A 14,846-nucleotide genomic window follows, 5' to 3' on the forward strand; every position below is an offset into this window, starting at 1 on the left:
CCTTGATGTATGTCATAAAATTTTTAGTGATTTTTGAAAAGTTGGCCAAAAGCTTGCTGTCTAGTTAATGAACCATTTCGCTTTTGACCTTTTATTTTGAAATCTGGTTTATTTTGTAATTCTTTCCATGCTACTAGATCAACAGAACCACTACTGATCAATTTTGAAACAGCTGCACTTGCTTGAGCAGCAGACATCCCTACTGGAGACAAGTCATACATTATAGATGGATATCTATCGGGAATTGGTCCGTAACTCATGATTCCAGCTCCTGCGGTTCTTCGGCTGTTTGGATGAGGTCAAGGTAAAGAGCGCCTGTGCATTTATAATCACGAATTGATAGTGGTCCTTCCGAATTGTAATTTACAACTGCATCCCCATCTTCATCTACACTTTCAACGATCCCGATTCTGCCTGTATTATTATTTAAGACTTTGTCACCTTTTTTGAATTCGCTCCACTTACGCCCTTTAGCAGCAAACTGCTCGGCACGCTTAAACGTTGCTATCTGTTCGACGGTGGCTGGTGCTAAATCTGGTAAAATGGCTGTCATGTCTTTTTCAGGAATGTACCATTTTTTAAAAGTGCCATACTGAGCATCATATACATAATATTCAATTTGATTGTCTACGTTACCTAATATTTTGACTATTTTTTTGCCATCTTCTGTTGCGTAATACTCCCCGATCGCAAAGGGTGGGGTGTCTTTTTTAGAAGCTAACTGAAATAGCTCTTCCAACTTTTTGATCTCGTCATCGATATTGATAAAGCTTGATCCTGATTCTTTTAGGCTTATAAGATAGCTACCATGCTTATATAGCTCATGTTTGAGTGTTTTCTCTGTCATTCCGCTTCCTCCATCAAATCAACAAATATATCCAACGCTTTTGCTCGCCCAACTCTTAATCGTCTTTGGATCGTACCTACTGTAAATTCGTGTTCCTGTCCTGCTTTTTTAAAATCTTGAAACAATTTACGCATTTCCTCGAATTGTTCTGGTGTATATGATTTACTCATTTTTCTTCCTCCTCCACTGGTTCAATCCCCATAACAACATAATCATCAGGTAATGGAAAATCAGGAATATAAGTGACTTTTACTTTTAGCTCGTTACCTGTATATTCACCATTTTCATATTCTTGCAAATTCAAAATGTCACCTTTTTTATAGCCACGATCGTTTTTGCGAATTTCAAAAGTTTTAATACCAGAAACTATATCAGCTAAAAAATTCGGCTTTATTTTGATGTCGTGGACTTTAGGCTCTTTTACCACTGTGTAGCCGTCTTTCATGCGGTATAGTAAACTGATCAAATCGACATCACAGTCAACAAGCAGTTCTTCCATCTCTGTTCGGCTCTCTTTTGGTTTATCAAGGATACCTACTACTAAATCATATACACCTTGAGTTAGGTCTTTTTTGTATGATTCATAAAAATCTGCAAGACACGGTTTAACCTCTGGCACCTCAACTGGTTTGGGTAGTGATGATTTGAGTTGTTCGAGGTCTTTGATAAATTCCTCTCTCATTTCATTGCATAGATCTAAATCTTTAACAGCATGAGTTGACATTCCTTTTTCTAAAGCACGCTCGTTTCGCTCAATCTTCATTTTATTTTTATTAATGATATGCTCGATTATCTTTTCCATGTGCTGTGTCCTCCTATCTAAAATATAAATTTTTCAACTTCTTCTATATACCAGCTCATATCAATATCTTTTTTAGTCGCCCGATCATACGGTAGGAAATGAACTGGAGAACCTGGAAGCTTAGAATGTAGGTCGTTCTTCGTCTGATAGATACCGCCTAGTTTTTTATTACTTGTCGCAATACCACAAACAGTATTATTCAACTTTTTATAACTTCTACCTACTTGTTGCTCAATCGCATCATATCCTCTGGCGATTTTTCCGATATAGTAAAACTGTTCAATCGTTTCACTTTTGAACACATCAATCAAAAACGTTTGAGGTTTGATTCCTTTCAACATATAAGCATTTAGGGCTGCAGGAATAACCGGAATAGCACTACTGAGGTAATCAACATCAGAATAAATTCCCTTCTTGATGAACTCTCCAGAAGTTTTCTCTAAAATATAGTTATTTACATCACGCTGCCAAACATTTTTTATTTTTGTTACTTTCAGATCCAGCTCATAGTGTTTGGACCATCTACTAAGCAAATCGTTTATCAGTGATTCGAATGCAGGATTTATTTTTACTAGTATGCCATCTGTATTGGTTTGAATTAATTCTTCAATGAAGTTTTCTAAAAGCGTAATAAGATGAGTGATGATCAGCTGGCCATTAACAGTAACTGCATAAAATTTCTGAGGATCATATAAGTTTGAATATGAATTATTCATCGCTCCATTGACTGCAGCAATCAAAACCTTGTAAGTTTCTTGTTCAGTATCAACTTTTTTGTCATACAATTTTTTGTAAATTTGCTTCTCTTTCACGGCATGGCTCAAAAAATTATTGTTAAGTATCAATGAAGGAAAAAACTGACGTACATCAATAAGCAAGAAATTTCCTGATCCTTTGTATTTTTCCTTTGCTGCATGAACACCGCCAAAGCCAAACGTATGAGTCAAACCACAAAGAGTCATTTTAATCTTTTCAGATTTAATTTTTTCATCTTTATCGATGATGTACTGCTTTTTTATGTTGTTGTAGAAATTGATTAATTTTTCAGGGAGCTCATTGAGGTATATCCTTTTATCATAGTCATACATCAAAACATTGGGTGCCTTTGGCTGTTTTTTTGCTTTCAAAACTTCCGCAGCTAAACCAGCACGAGTCTTCATAACAAATCTCGGATCTAGATCGAATTCCTTCACAATCTGAAACTTACTTTCCAAATACTCTTCCCTTTTTGAAAAAATGTACTCACAAATTTCAATTCGCTTTTGGCAAAAATCTTTTGCCGTTTTTGCCTTCAAATCATGGCCAAGACGAAAACCAATTTCTTCAATTGTTTTGTTCCCAAGCTCCTGGGATAAATCAAGTGATATATTTTTCTGTAAATACTTGCTTTTATTATTTGAAAGAAGTAAAGCAAGCTGCTTATCCATAGTTGAATAATTACCAAAGCTCACTAGATAGCCGACAGAATCGAGAGCCTTTTTCAGACTCTCTCTGTCAGTAATAACTTGTACTTCATTTTCAGTTTTTAGAACTGCAGTGAATGAACTTTCATTTTGTAGTAACCAATAGAAAGTAAACATGGATTTCACCTAATTTCTATAATTCTCATGGGTTCCGGATAAATCGGATCATTAAGACTTTCTCGTAAATTTAAGACATCTTTTCTAGCTGGTTTTGATGTCGGATACTTATCATAAGCTTTTCGAAGCAGCTCTTCTTTTGTTGATTCTTCGATGTACTTCTTTCCGGTATCAATGCCTGATAATACGAACATTATTTACTCACCCCTAATATGGAAGATCTTCATCACTAATATCTGGATACTGTTCATTAGGATTGTCTGCTTCATCATCATAGGAGATAAAATCAAAATTTCTGTATGGCTTCGTAGGATCTTTTTTGTTTGGTGAGGATGTTACTTTCAGTACATATTGACTACCGATGCCATCTTGAAACGCTTGCGCCATTGTCGTTTCGTCTTCCCAATCCTCGTCCGTAAGTGTCAAACCAATTACTGCAGCGAGTTTGGCCACTAACTTAATATTTTTATTTAAGACAAACTCTGGTGTACTAGATTGATCGAAGCTCATGTTGATAAATTCTTTTCTGCCTGACATTTCACCAACAGTCACTTCATTTTCAAACGACAAGCATTCCCAGCCGCTTTTTTCAAAAATTTTATGTTCTGCTTTTGCTAAGGTCACATCGTATTCACCATCTGGCAAATTGTCGAAGCCTCCAGCATTTGGATCGTCGTTCTTTGGATCAAATTTTGATAATACTTCATTTGCTAAATCTTTAAGTCCCATGTTTCATTACCTCTTTCATTTTCTGTAGTAGTGTTTTAGATTTGTGGTCGAACTCGTTTACCTGTAACAGCGGTATTTGCTGCCACTTTTGATGCCTGTTGATTAACTGGAGCTGTCTGCTTTCTTGCTGGCTTAGTTTCTTCTTTTGTTTCAGCTTTTTCAGCTGATTCATCACTGGGAGTGTCATCTCCAGATTCAGCAGCTAGAAGAACGTCTTCTTTTTTTTCGATTTCTTTGACGATCGCTTCTTGTTGTTTTTTTGTCGTTTTTGGAGATTTCCCGAAAACGCCTGTGATTGAATCTAAGATTTTTAGAATAGCTGGATCATCCACCTGCTCTCTCATATAATCTTTCCGTCTAGCTTTGGCCACACGGATATAATTTTTCCCGACCTTCTTACATTGGATAGATAGATCACAGTTTCCGTTTACGATATTTTGATGCTTTTCTTTTAAAGAAGGGATTTCAATTTCTGTCAGTCCTTCCATCTTAGAAGCGTTTCTAGAAATGTAGATGACATTCATTGGTAGAGATTTCAATTCAATAACCAGCTGCTGAAAAATATTAGTAAAAGCTGCATAGCCTTTCCCATAAGGAATATCTCCTAATGTTTCAACATCTTCCTTATCACAGATGTATTGTTCGATCATTACGATAATGTCATCAATTACATCAAGAACGACTGTTTGATAGGTATGCTTTTCTGTCTGCAGCGCAGTGATCAGTTTATCAAGTTGATCAATCACTGACCGTTTAATTTTTCCTTTTTCGTCTTTAATATTCCGAAGCTGAACTGAAGGAACCGTATTGGCTTCTGCATTTCCATCAGTATTAAAAACAAGAGGGTTCGGAAATTGTGTTGCTAGAAATGACTTTCCGCCCATAGTGGGACCCCAGATGAAGAAATTTCTTGGTGTATCTTTTGGTACCTGTGGTTTGTTCGGTGGTAAAATCGACATTTAATTACACCCCACTTTCGATAATGTCTTTACTAGAAGTAAAAGTTTGAACAACTGTCAATTCAAAATAATCACCAGCTTCTTTATGAGATTTTTGATCGATTTTAGTACTTGTAACTAAACCAGTTGATTTCTCTTTGATTTCATCAACTTTACTTTTTGCCTCTGCTTCAGTAGTTGCATAATATTTTGTAGTTGTTTTTAATGGTCTAATCATTTTTTATTCCTTCTCTCTTTTTATTTATAAATTCAGCTTGTGACCAAAATCCTTTCTGGTCTTTGCTTTTTATATACTGGCGTTTCATTTGTTCCCTGTAATTTGCGTACCCTCCATACTGATCAATCCTTCGATCTCGATGATCAAGAATATGCTTTACAACTTTTCTTAATTGTTTTTTTGTTGCAGCATACGTGTATTGAGTAAATCTTTCTTGTTTTACAATCCGTCTTCCTGAATGAGTCACATCTACCATAAACATATAGCTAAGATGTTGTTTACCAGCATGATCACCAATTCTTAAAGAATTGGATAGCCCACAATCAAATTTAAGATAGACACTATTTGTTGAATAAGCCTCGTATTTTTGAATGACCACACCTTCTTCCAGCAATTTAGATTCGATGAAACTGGTAGCATGACGAATATCTTTAGTAGTAGATTTCATATTAGTCAGTCTTTGCCTTGATTCTGATCGAGCCTTTAACCTGAGATTCTTTTGAATAATTTTCGTAAATATCAGGTTGCTCTTTTTTTAATCTGGTGCTATCAATTGCTTTGCGGACTGTAGGAAGAACTCTAGTAATGACTAAATCACCCGTATCAATTTTCTTGATGTCGTTTTCTTCCATTTTTTTATACAGCTGCTCTCTGAACTCTTTTTGTTGAGTTTCAAGAATTTTGGCTTTTTCTTTGAACTCGATCATCTGCAGTTCAAAGCGTTCTACACGAGCAACCAGTTTATCGACATCATTACCGATCGTATAATATTCTGTTTCGGTCATATCAGGCTTTTCTTTCAAATACTCTAGACGGATCCAGAATGTTTCGATTGCATCAAGTATTTTTTCAATCGCGTGCTGATCTCGTTCAATTTCTTTTATTTTGAGGTTTGATGCATCAAACTCTAGATCAAAATCAGAAGGACGTTGGTACATCGCCAACCATCCATAATCACAACCAGTTTGATGAAAATAGAGCTGCATTTGAGCTTCATAAACTTTGAGAGTTGGTTTAGCTCCGTGTGTTTTAATTTCCAAAAGGATTTTATTTTCATCATCAATACCATCGACGTTTGATCGGATCATATCGTCCTTATCAATAAAAGTATCCGGATGAAAATGCAAACTATTCTTTGTGTTGATATATTCCCGAATAGATGGTTCCATTTTATTTCCAAATTGAATATATGGATTACTGATATTTTCTGGTTTAACAATTCCAGCTTTTTCCTGTGCCAACTGAAATTGCGTTTTGTATTTTGATAATCCTAGAATGACCGGAACGTCTGAACCACCGACAAAAGAACTACGATTATTCGTTACATTAGTATCTGTTTTTTCTAATCCGAACATTTATCTTCCTCACTTTCTTCTATTCATCGAGTAAGTAATACCAATCAGAATTTTTTAATTCAGAAATCTTAATACTTACATCTTTTATTGGATACATAATCTTATCGATCAAAACATAAGTATCATCGATATTATTATCATTTAACCATTCGGCTACTTCTAACCACGAAGCTGGAATGAATTTTTTCTCAGCCGACACTTTCTTTCACCTCACAATTTAGTTTTCATGTACAACTCTTCTGAAAAATCTTGCTTCTGCTCTAACGCTTCATACACTGCCTGTTCAATCGTTGCTTGCGTGATAAATCGAAGCACAGTAACTTTTTTAGTCTGGCCATTTCGATAGGCACGACCTAAAGCTTGACTGTAGTCCTGGTATGAATAAGTCGGTGTATAAAAGACAACTAAATTTGCATACTGAAGTTCGATACCTGCACTTCCTGCCATGTACTGGACGAATGTCACTGAACTTTTTATACTTGGCCACGTTTCTTTTTTTGGCAGTTTGGAAGCTTGGCCATTTACTTCATAAATAGTTTTATCTTTGGCCAGTTTCTTCAATTCTTCTAGCTCTTTTTGATAATAGTAAAAGATCACAATATTGTTGGATGTCCCTTCAAACAGCATCTTTATATACTCAAGTTTGTCTTTTTGATTGGCATAGAACCTCAATCCATGAGCCAGTTTAGACGGTGTGTCATAATCGACATCATCATACACACGGTCCTTAGAAATCGTTTTGTACTCACTTGTCTTAGCAAACGGAACATCTTTGATGACTAATGGCGGCAGATCCAGCGCATCGTCCTTACTTATCGAAATAGTGAAACTGTTGTACATTTCTTGAAGATCGTCTTCATTTTTCCAGCCCTCAATTTTAGGAATACGCCTGGTACCTAAATACATTGTTCCCCATATTGCGTGGCGATCATTCATCTGTTTTTTGTTCTTGAAATAGCCAAACATGATGAAATAATTGTAGGTATCTTCCCAACCGTTAGATGCTGGGGTAGCTGTCAACAATTCAAAATGAGTAGATTGCTTGGTTAGTTTTACTGCAGCTTTTCCTCTTTTACTTGTTGGATTTTTAATATAATGAGCTTCATCAAAAATCACAAACCAACCTTTATAGAGCATGTAACTATCTGCTAATTTTCCATAGCTAAGTTCTGCAAATGTGATTTCAATCTTATAAAAATTACAAACAGCTTGAATATCTCTTCGCCAACCTTGTTCTTTTAATTTTTGAGCTGGCATTACTATTAGCAGCGGTTCCCCATTTGACCATTTTAGATATTGATGAATAGAAGTGATTGTTTTTCCTGTACCAGTATCTAAAGCGAAAAGAAAGTTACTGTCAGCTGTGTCAATGCTCTGTTTTTGAAAGTTATATAACATTTTCATGTTTGAGCATTGCGGATACTTCTTCCACTGATTTTGCAAAGAATGCCACACCTCCTGCAGATCGAATTTTTTTTATTTTACTTTTCTGCAAAGCTGACTCACGTCCTTTGCCGTCTGGTCGTTTTACTTCGATACCTATAAATCGACCATTTACACAAGCCAAAATATCCGGAGTACCAGATGGTTGATACATAGAACCGTGTACTTTTAAATAATACGCACCTAATGAATCAAGATATTTTTTTATTTTGTTTTCTATTTTCTTTTCTGGCCCAGCCATGTAATCACACCTTCTTCAAAATTCATCCCAAGAATCATCGTTATCATTTTTCTCTGGTTCATCTTTTCTGAATAAATTCCACAATCCGTAAATAGCAGAAACTATCACTAGGCCAATGACTATCTTTTGAATGAAAAATCCCATACGATCACCTATTTCTTGGCATCCACAATTGCTTCGCCAGTTTGTACTTCAACCCATCCGTGTTTCAAACGAGCTTCTGCTTCCTTAAGGTTGATTAATTCCGGAGTAATTGATTCTGATAGTTTTTTATTTGCATCAGCTTCTGCCTCTGCAGACTTAACTTTTTGGTAGGCTTGGCTATCTGCTTTTGTTTTGGCTGTCTGTGCATCTAACTTCGCTTTCTCATTGTCTTGACCAGCACGGATGATGCCATCGATTGATTTTTGTGTTTCGCTGTCAACTTCCGGTACTCCGACGGTTACATCTTCAACCACAAATCCTTTGGCTTCTACTGCTTTAGAAAAGTTATCCAATAAAGAAGCTTCAACCTTTGATGAATCGCCTGATAGGACGTTCAGTAGGCTATATTTTGAATAGACTTCTCTTGCTTCTTTTTGTAACTTAGATTTGAGCCAACCTTTTTCAATGTCTTCAGATGTAATATTGCCGAACTCTTTATACATTTTTGAAGCATTTGTTGGATCCACTTTATAATCGTATTTGATGTTTACTGTCGTCTTTTTCCCATCTGAAGTTGAAACGGATACATCCTTCGCTTGGATCGTTTGCAAACGGATTGGGTATTGAATCACTTTATCTAAACCGACAAATTTTACACCTTGAGATAATGTGTCATCCTTAATCCCACCACTCATTGAATAGCGAACACCCACATATCCATTGTCAATTTTTTCCCAAAACAGGAAGCCTCCTGCCACTCCTAAAACTACTGCGACTACTCCTGTTACTAAAAGCTTAGTTCCTGTGTTTTCTTGCATAATTCTTTTTCTCCTATTCTGTGTTATAATTTTTATACGAATAATTTATTTAATGGCTTGTATCGTTTGCAGACGATGCAGGCTCTTGTTTTATTTGTTCTTGAATAGCTTCAGATGTTAATTGGTAAATTTTTGCTTCTACAAAACCGCATGTAATTAATCCAGTAGCTTTAGAATCAATCACATTGGACTTGATTAGTGCTGCTTCCATACCTTCGTTTTCCGACCAACCTTTAATTGCGACTGCATTTGATGCCAACGAAACATCTGTATTTACACTTGCTGTAGCGATCAATTCACCTTCATAATCTGTACCTTTAGAACCAATCAATTGAATTGCTGTATTACCGTTGTCAGCATAACTTGAAAAGACAACTTCACTTTCATAGTTCACAAATGTTACTTTCATCTATATCACCTCTTTCTTAACTGCTAGTAGCTCGCCTTCAGTGGTAAAGAAATTTGTCGTTCGCTCATTTCCAATCTCAACAATAGTTATGATCATTTGAATCATTTTGGATTGCGTTGTAATATTTACATTCGTTTGAACAGAATTATCTTCCACAGGTTGTTCCTCCATTCTTTTTCCAAATCTGGCACAATTGAAACGATCCATCGCTTTTTTAGACTTAATACTGGTCTTGCTCCTATCAGCCTGAACTGTGATTAAATTCTCTTTTCTCAGACTGTAAACTTTATGTTGAATTTGAGTGAGACGCTTATTGACGATTAACCGAGTTAAATCAGGATAGTTGGAAACAAAACCATTTTCATCAAATCGGATATTTTCAATAACCAGTTGTATTTCTTTTTCTGACCAATTTTTCTGTGAATTATTCCGCTTAATTTGTCCATTTTTTTCAGCGTAAAAATTCTACCTGAAATAGACTGTTCGGATCTTCCAAGACTTTCCCCAATATCCTTATAGGTCTCATTTTGCCTATACATTGCTATTATTCGTTTATCTTCATCAGGAGAAAATCGCCTACCTGCAGCCTCAAATGATTTTGTATAGTCTGTTTTAGGTAATAGACCATCTTTGCGCATTTTGTATATCTTCATTTCAACTGATTTTGATGGACGTGAAAGTTTCTTTGCCAATTGATCAACATTAAGAACAGCATTCGTTTCAGCAAACAGAGCGTTTTTCCTGATGTACTCGATTTCTTTGGTTGTCCAATTTTTAGCAGCCACATCTAAACACCTACTTCCCTATATATAAATTTTGTAATCAACACATAAATCTTTGATCTTGTACAACCAATAAAATCTTGTTTCGCTAGATTCTGGACTGTTGTCTAAGAGTCGTCCTGTTTTAACTAACATTTGACCTCTTTCGCGACAAGGATCTTGTTCTAAAAAAGTTATCTTAGTAATACCGATACTATTGTTCAAATGCTCTACGACAATCTCACCCTTTTTAAATTCCTTATCAAGAAAATCAATTGAAACGGTTTTTGCAGTAAAATCCATCTTATAGTTTTGATCAGTAATAGGATTTTCTTTCAGCTTTTCATATTTATTGATCAACTGATATAGCTCATCTAAACTATTCGCTTGACCTGTCTCTAATACACGCTGCATCTAAACACCTACTCTCTGAACTTCATCTAAAATAGTATCTAATTCGTGATAATCATCCGTTAACTGATCTAATAGCTGCGTATCTTGATTTTTTAATGGTTTTGCGTTTTCGTGATTTAATAAAGCAACGTAGTTTGCTTGCTCTTTCTTTAGAATCCGTACAATGAATTCGCTTTGCTTTTGATTAAGCATCTAAATCCCTCCTTACTAACAGTCCCAAGCTTCTGGATCTTCAATGATGATCGTTTCTGGCTTACTGTGTTTAATTCTTCGCTTGCTTTTACCATCCAAAGCAATGTACAACCAAACTATTAAAGAAAATACTCCATAGACTGGTGACAATTTGAAGCCGATGACTAAAACAATTGTCAATAATAAATCCGGCATAAGCTTAAAAAATTTATGTTTCATTCAACCTGCTCCTTCCAACTGATGTTTATCCATTCGCTAGTACGATAAATCATAAAACCAAAGAAATTACCTTCTCTAGTCTGCTCCTTGTGTTCAACCTGAAACCCACTACCTAGTTTTTCTTTTAAGCATTTCACAGTTCGAACATCACGTAACCGTCTAACGTAATAGCTCTGTTTAGTGCTAAAATTAGACTCATTTTCGTCTTCCTTTTTGATATAAATTTGAACACCATCGAAACCTTTTTGAGCTTCCTTGATTAATCTTGTTTCTAAATCCAATTTCTTGTACCAACGATCAAACCATTTTTCAAATGATTCATCAGTGATTTTATTAATCTGGTCAATTAGACTCATTTCTTATCTTCCTCCTTTATCCTTAGTAAAATACTCACGATCCATAACACCGCTATAAGAACGATCCCCTGAAAGGTTTCTCCAGCTGCTAAACAGATAATGGATATGGTCAATAAGATTAGTGTTGCTAGTAAAATCACGATTCTTACTCCCTTAGCCAACTGCTATCCATCCCATTCACTAATTATTTCTTTACAAATTCGTTTCGCTTCTTTAGCTTCGTAATAACATTTGCCATTAGGCTTCTTACGCTCAATAGCAATCATACGAGGATCATTAAATATTTCGCGTTCTGCAGTAGATAATGACATTGAATTCCTTCTGGCTATTTCTTTTCTATCAAATGTGTCTTTTTCTAAATTCAATCTTTCAATAGATAGTTCAATAGATTCTTTAAGCATTTTAGATAAAATTTTATAGACCAGATCATACAGAGCGTTTTTTAATCCAGTTTCTTCATCCATCCATACTTCTCTCCTTTATCACAATTCATACATCGTAATAATTGAATCAATAATTTTGTTTGCCTCTGCAGATGTTTTTTTTCCATTCATTATTAGAGACAACTCACTTTTACTGATACCAAATCTTTTGGCCAGCATTGTATATGTTAAAAAATTTGAATTTTTAACATAGTTTTTGATTTTCTCTCTATCTTTTAGAGTGATTTCTGCAATTTCAGCCATAACACCTTCTCCTTTCTTCTACGGAATAAACAAATTTAACAACTATTTCTTAAAATAAATTGACAACTTTAACACGTGGTGTTAAAATCAATTCATGACAAATAAGACACATTAAACTTTGATTTAATAGCTTTCTTGGCGGACAGCGTTTTTTAATCAATTAGTTTTTTTGTTGTGTTTATAGTTGTTAAATATGTTTACAAGATGAATATTAACACCATTTGTTAAGCGTGTCAACGATTTTAACAAATAAAGTTAAAATATTCTTTCTTGGACGAAAGGAATACTGATATGACAACGTTTGAGAGAATAAAATTATTGGCAAAGAATCAGGGTAAATCATTAAATAGAATAGAGGAAGAGTTGGGATATGGAAAAAACGTTTTATATAGATTGAAAGATTCGAATCCATCTGTAGAGCGTTTAGAAGAAATTGCTGATTATTTTGATGTGACAGTAGATTATTTATTAGGCCGCACAGATGAAATTTCATCTAAAACTCCTTCCGATGAAGAATATTCTGATTTAATTATGATGTTTAGGAAAGGAGAGAAAACTGTTCCTGAATATAAGAAAGAAGATTACCGAAAACAAGTTAAAAACTTAATGAATTTTATTGCACAATCAATGGACGAAGATGATGACGAATAAGGAGTTTTTCTGATGGACGATGCATTTACTATACGATATTCCCTAACTAATTTACTTTTGAATCAATACTTACTAAAACATAACATTAATCCTTTGAAATATAATTTTGAAAATTTTTCAACCGATTTCTTTGAAAATCGAAAAATCAAAGTTAAGACAAATATTCCATATATTGAAAGTGATTATTTTCTAGCTGTAACAGTAAAAAAGAAGAACAAGGTAAAAGTATTTATTAATCCTAAACTATCTAAAAATAGATGGAATTTCAGTCTTTGTCACGAACTGATTCATTGCAATTTTGACCTATCTCGTACAGATGAAACACAGACATTAGCAAATCGAAATGGAGAAGATGGATACTATTCTAAAGAGGAACAAGAGGTTGAAGATCTAGCTAACCTTGGAGCAGGAATAGTTATGTTACCTGATATTTCTGTTGTAAAGTATATGGAGACAAATATATCTTTCTACAAGATGGCGGAAGAATTAAAAATGAGTAACGCAGCATTATATGTTAGATTGATTCAATTTTGTATGTATCATTTCGGATATGATGTTGAATATTCGTCCAGACTGATTACACGTTTCCAAAATGAAGGAGAAAAGCAACACATAAACATGGCTCTATCAGGATTTGGCTCAACAATAAAAAATCAAATTTTATTAGATTATGAAAATAGCATATAACTAGGGGTGATTTTATGGTAAAAAAGATTTGGTCTGAACGGTTTAAACACGTTTACTCATACACAAATAAAAAGGGTGTTTTTTGGGGATATAGATATCCTTATTACAACGCCCTAGGAAATCGTGTAGAAGCTAGTAAAGCAGGTATAAAGACAGAAAAAGAGGCATATGCTGAACTCATAGAGGTTATGAATGAAGTTGAAAACGGAAATGTAAGTTTACTAGACAACAAAAATATGACCGTTGAAAGCTGGTCTAAACAGTGGTTCGACTTTTATAAAGATTCATGGTCTCCAAGTACGTTACAAAATACAGATCAAGCAATAAAAAAAGCGATTATTCCTAAATTAGGGAAACTTAAATATTCAAAACTTGATAAGATTACTTATAAAAAATTATTTATTGATCCATTATTGGAAATATATAAGCCCGCTACTGTTCGTTTGTATCACAGAAGATTTATGACCATGACTAATGCTGCCGTAGAGCATGAAAAACTTGATAGAAATAGATTAAGTGGAGTAAAACTTCCAACTGAAGAAAAAATTGTAAAAGCTTTTACAAAAGACGAATTAAAATTATTCAATCAACAATTAAAAAAAGAAAGTCTGGTAAATAATACAATGTTCTCTTTAATATTAAGTACAGGCATGCGAATCGGTGAGGTATTAGGTTTAACCTGGAGTGACATTGATTTTGATACTCGAAAAATTGATATTAATAAGTCTCGTAACGCTAATGGATTAGGAAAGACAAAAACTTATACTAGTAAGCGCACGATTACAGTACATCAAAATATAATCAATTTGTTAAAGCAGTTGAAATTAGCATCTAAATTCACCAAGCAAATGGATTACATTTTCTACAATGAATACAGCAATCCTTATAGTCCCGTGAATGCTCGATATGCCTTCGATAAAATAATTTCTACAATTAATAAACAACACGAACATACTGTAATAAGAAACATAACTATACACGGGCTACGTCATACACATGCTACTTTCTTACTAGCTGAAGGTGCAGATGCAAAATATGTATCAGAGCGTCTTGGGCATAGAAAAATTACTACTACATTAGATACCTATACTCATTTACTAAAAAATAAGGAAGAAGAAACTGCTGATATGTTTGAAAACATTCTTGATAGTCTCTAATTTTTTTAACCAAGTCTGTGGTAAATTTGTGGTAAATCATATTTAAAAACCAATTACAATCTATATAAATAACTATCAAATGTACATAAATCCTTTAAATACAACAAGTGATTAAATAAAAAAAACCACCACGACCGTCGTCTGTGGTGGAAATGAAGGTTGTTATTTACTCTTGGTAG

Annotated in this window: 28 protein-coding genes; 3 read left to right on the forward strand and 25 right to left on the reverse strand. The window is 34.5% G+C overall.

The window, feature by feature from the left end:
• Positions 1-23: 23 nt before the first annotated feature.
• The 25 genes from ABH902_RS14915 to ABH902_RS15035 all read right to left on the reverse strand — a co-directional run bounded on the left by ABH902_RS14915 (position 24) and on the right by ABH902_RS15035 (position 12,172).
• Positions 24-260: a hypothetical protein gene (locus tag ABH902_RS14915; RefSeq protein WP_404592065.1), complete on the reverse strand. Its 237-nt coding sequence runs from the start codon at positions 258-260 to the stop codon at positions 24-26.
• Entirely contained in the window at positions 257-847 is a 591-nt protein-coding gene (locus ABH902_RS14920; RefSeq protein WP_404592066.1) for a hypothetical protein, read from the reverse strand. The genes ABH902_RS14915 and ABH902_RS14920 overlap by 4 nt, the downstream gene beginning before the upstream one ends.
• Positions 844-1,017, reverse strand: coding sequence for a hypothetical protein (locus ABH902_RS14925; RefSeq protein ID WP_404592068.1), 174 nt, complete (start codon positions 1,015-1,017; stop codon positions 844-846). The genes ABH902_RS14920 and ABH902_RS14925 overlap by 4 nt, the downstream gene beginning before the upstream one ends.
• Positions 1,014-1,649, reverse strand: a complete 636-nt coding sequence (locus ABH902_RS14930) for a DUF3850 domain-containing protein (RefSeq protein WP_404592070.1) — start codon at positions 1,647-1,649, stop codon at positions 1,014-1,016. Before ABH902_RS14930 ends, ABH902_RS14925 begins: the two co-directional genes overlap by 4 nt.
• 17 nt (positions 1,650-1,666) lie before the next feature.
• A complete protein-coding gene (locus ABH902_RS14935) occupies positions 1,667-3,229 on the reverse strand; it encodes a hypothetical protein (protein WP_404592072.1) in 1,563 nt (520 codons plus the stop codon).
• 5 nt (positions 3,230-3,234) lie between these two features.
• Complete coding sequence (locus ABH902_RS14940) at positions 3,235-3,423, reverse strand: hypothetical protein (RefSeq protein ID WP_404592074.1); 189 nt, start codon at positions 3,421-3,423, stop codon at positions 3,235-3,237.
• A 13-nt stretch (positions 3,424-3,436) separates the two neighbouring features.
• Positions 3,437-3,958 carry a DUF669 domain-containing protein gene (locus tag ABH902_RS14945; protein ID WP_404592076.1) on the reverse strand — a complete coding sequence of 174 codons (522 nt, stop codon included), beginning with the start codon at positions 3,956-3,958 and terminating at the stop codon, positions 3,437-3,439.
• A 35-nt stretch (positions 3,959-3,993) separates the two neighbouring features.
• Positions 3,994-4,917: an AAA family ATPase gene (locus tag ABH902_RS14950; protein WP_404592078.1), complete on the reverse strand. Its 924-nt coding sequence runs from the start codon at positions 4,915-4,917 to the stop codon at positions 3,994-3,996.
• 4 nt (positions 4,918-4,921) lie between these two features.
• On the reverse strand, positions 4,922-5,134 hold the full coding sequence (locus ABH902_RS14955) for a hypothetical protein (protein WP_010765184.1): 213 nt from the start codon (positions 5,132-5,134) through the stop codon (positions 4,922-4,924).
• Complete coding sequence (locus tag ABH902_RS14960; protein WP_404592080.1) at positions 5,127-5,582, reverse strand: hypothetical protein; 456 nt, start codon at positions 5,580-5,582, stop codon at positions 5,127-5,129. Before ABH902_RS14960 ends, ABH902_RS14955 begins: the two co-directional genes overlap by 8 nt.
• Position 5,583: 1 nt before the next feature.
• A complete protein-coding gene (locus ABH902_RS14965; RefSeq protein WP_404592082.1) occupies positions 5,584-6,489 on the reverse strand; it encodes a lambda-exonuclease family protein in 906 nt (301 codons plus the stop codon).
• A gap of 19 nt (positions 6,490-6,508) precedes the next feature.
• Positions 6,509-6,688, reverse strand: a complete 180-nt coding sequence (locus ABH902_RS14970; protein ID WP_404592084.1) for a hypothetical protein — start codon at positions 6,686-6,688, stop codon at positions 6,509-6,511.
• Between the two features lie 11 nt (positions 6,689-6,699).
• Positions 6,700-7,887: an SNF2-related protein gene (locus ABH902_RS14975; RefSeq protein WP_404592113.1), complete on the reverse strand. Its 1,188-nt coding sequence runs from the start codon at positions 7,885-7,887 to the stop codon at positions 6,700-6,702.
• The gene (locus ABH902_RS14980; RefSeq protein ID WP_404592085.1) at positions 7,877-8,173 is read right to left on the reverse strand and encodes a VRR-NUC domain-containing protein; all 297 of its coding nucleotides are present in this window, start codon (positions 8,171-8,173) and stop codon (positions 7,877-7,879) included. Before ABH902_RS14980 ends, ABH902_RS14975 begins: the two co-directional genes overlap by 11 nt.
• Before the next feature lie 152 nt (positions 8,174-8,325).
• Positions 8,326-9,135 carry an SPFH domain-containing protein gene (locus ABH902_RS14985; protein ID WP_404592087.1) on the reverse strand — a complete coding sequence of 270 codons (810 nt, stop codon included), beginning with the start codon at positions 9,133-9,135 and terminating at the stop codon, positions 8,326-8,328.
• A 49-nt stretch (positions 9,136-9,184) separates the two neighbouring features.
• A complete protein-coding gene (locus ABH902_RS14990) occupies positions 9,185-9,544 on the reverse strand; it encodes a hypothetical protein (RefSeq protein WP_404592089.1) in 360 nt (119 codons plus the stop codon).
• On the reverse strand, positions 9,545-9,715 hold the full coding sequence (locus tag ABH902_RS14995; RefSeq protein WP_404592091.1) for a hypothetical protein: 171 nt from the start codon (positions 9,713-9,715) through the stop codon (positions 9,545-9,547). It abuts the gene before it with no gap.
• A gap of 158 nt (positions 9,716-9,873) precedes the next feature.
• A complete protein-coding gene (locus ABH902_RS15000) occupies positions 9,874-10,329 on the reverse strand; it encodes a hypothetical protein (RefSeq protein ID WP_404592093.1) in 456 nt (151 codons plus the stop codon).
• Positions 10,330-10,347: 18 nt separating this feature from the next.
• Positions 10,348-10,719: a hypothetical protein gene (locus ABH902_RS15005; protein ID WP_404592095.1), complete on the reverse strand. Its 372-nt coding sequence runs from the start codon at positions 10,717-10,719 to the stop codon at positions 10,348-10,350.
• A complete protein-coding gene (locus tag ABH902_RS15010) occupies positions 10,720-10,911 on the reverse strand; it encodes a hypothetical protein (RefSeq protein ID WP_404592097.1) in 192 nt (63 codons plus the stop codon).
• A 15-nt stretch (positions 10,912-10,926) separates the two neighbouring features.
• Positions 10,927-11,130 (reverse strand): hypothetical protein, encoded by a 204-nt coding sequence (locus ABH902_RS15015; protein WP_404592099.1) that lies wholly within the window; start codon positions 11,128-11,130, stop codon positions 10,927-10,929.
• Complete coding sequence (locus tag ABH902_RS15020; protein WP_404592101.1) at positions 11,127-11,486, reverse strand: hypothetical protein; 360 nt, start codon at positions 11,484-11,486, stop codon at positions 11,127-11,129. Before ABH902_RS15020 ends, ABH902_RS15015 begins: the two co-directional genes overlap by 4 nt.
• Positions 11,483-11,647, reverse strand: a complete 165-nt coding sequence (locus ABH902_RS15025; RefSeq protein ID WP_404592103.1) for a hypothetical protein — start codon at positions 11,645-11,647, stop codon at positions 11,483-11,485. Before ABH902_RS15025 ends, ABH902_RS15020 begins: the two co-directional genes overlap by 4 nt.
• Positions 11,648-11,650: 3 nt before the next feature.
• Positions 11,651-11,950 (reverse strand): hypothetical protein, encoded by a 300-nt coding sequence (locus ABH902_RS15030; RefSeq protein WP_404592105.1) that lies wholly within the window; start codon positions 11,948-11,950, stop codon positions 11,651-11,653.
• 18 nt (positions 11,951-11,968) lie between these two features.
• Positions 11,969-12,172, reverse strand: coding sequence for a hypothetical protein (locus ABH902_RS15035; RefSeq protein ID WP_404592106.1), 204 nt, complete (start codon positions 12,170-12,172; stop codon positions 11,969-11,971).
• 291 nt (positions 12,173-12,463) lie between these two features.
• On the opposite strand from ABH902_RS15035, the gene ABH902_RS15040 reads away from it, so the two are divergent.
• Genes ABH902_RS15040 through ABH902_RS15050 form a run of 3 tightly spaced genes read left to right on the forward strand, consistent with a single transcriptional unit; the run spans position 12,464 to position 14,667 of the window.
• Complete coding sequence (locus ABH902_RS15040) at positions 12,464-12,823, forward strand: helix-turn-helix domain-containing protein (protein WP_404592108.1); 360 nt, start codon at positions 12,464-12,466, stop codon at positions 12,821-12,823.
• A gap of 12 nt (positions 12,824-12,835) precedes the next feature.
• The gene (locus ABH902_RS15045) at positions 12,836-13,510 is read left to right on the forward strand and encodes an ImmA/IrrE family metallo-endopeptidase (protein ID WP_404592110.1); all 675 of its coding nucleotides are present in this window, start codon (positions 12,836-12,838) and stop codon (positions 13,508-13,510) included.
• 14 nt (positions 13,511-13,524) lie between these two features.
• Positions 13,525-14,667: a tyrosine-type recombinase/integrase gene (locus ABH902_RS15050; protein WP_404592112.1), complete on the forward strand. Its 1,143-nt coding sequence runs from the start codon at positions 13,525-13,527 to the stop codon at positions 14,665-14,667.
• Positions 14,668-14,846 lie beyond the last annotated feature (179 nt).

Origin of the sequence: Enterococcus sp. UD-01 (assembly GCF_044909655.1) — a bacterium.
GTDB lineage: Bacteria > Bacillota > Bacilli > Lactobacillales > Enterococcaceae > Enterococcus_L.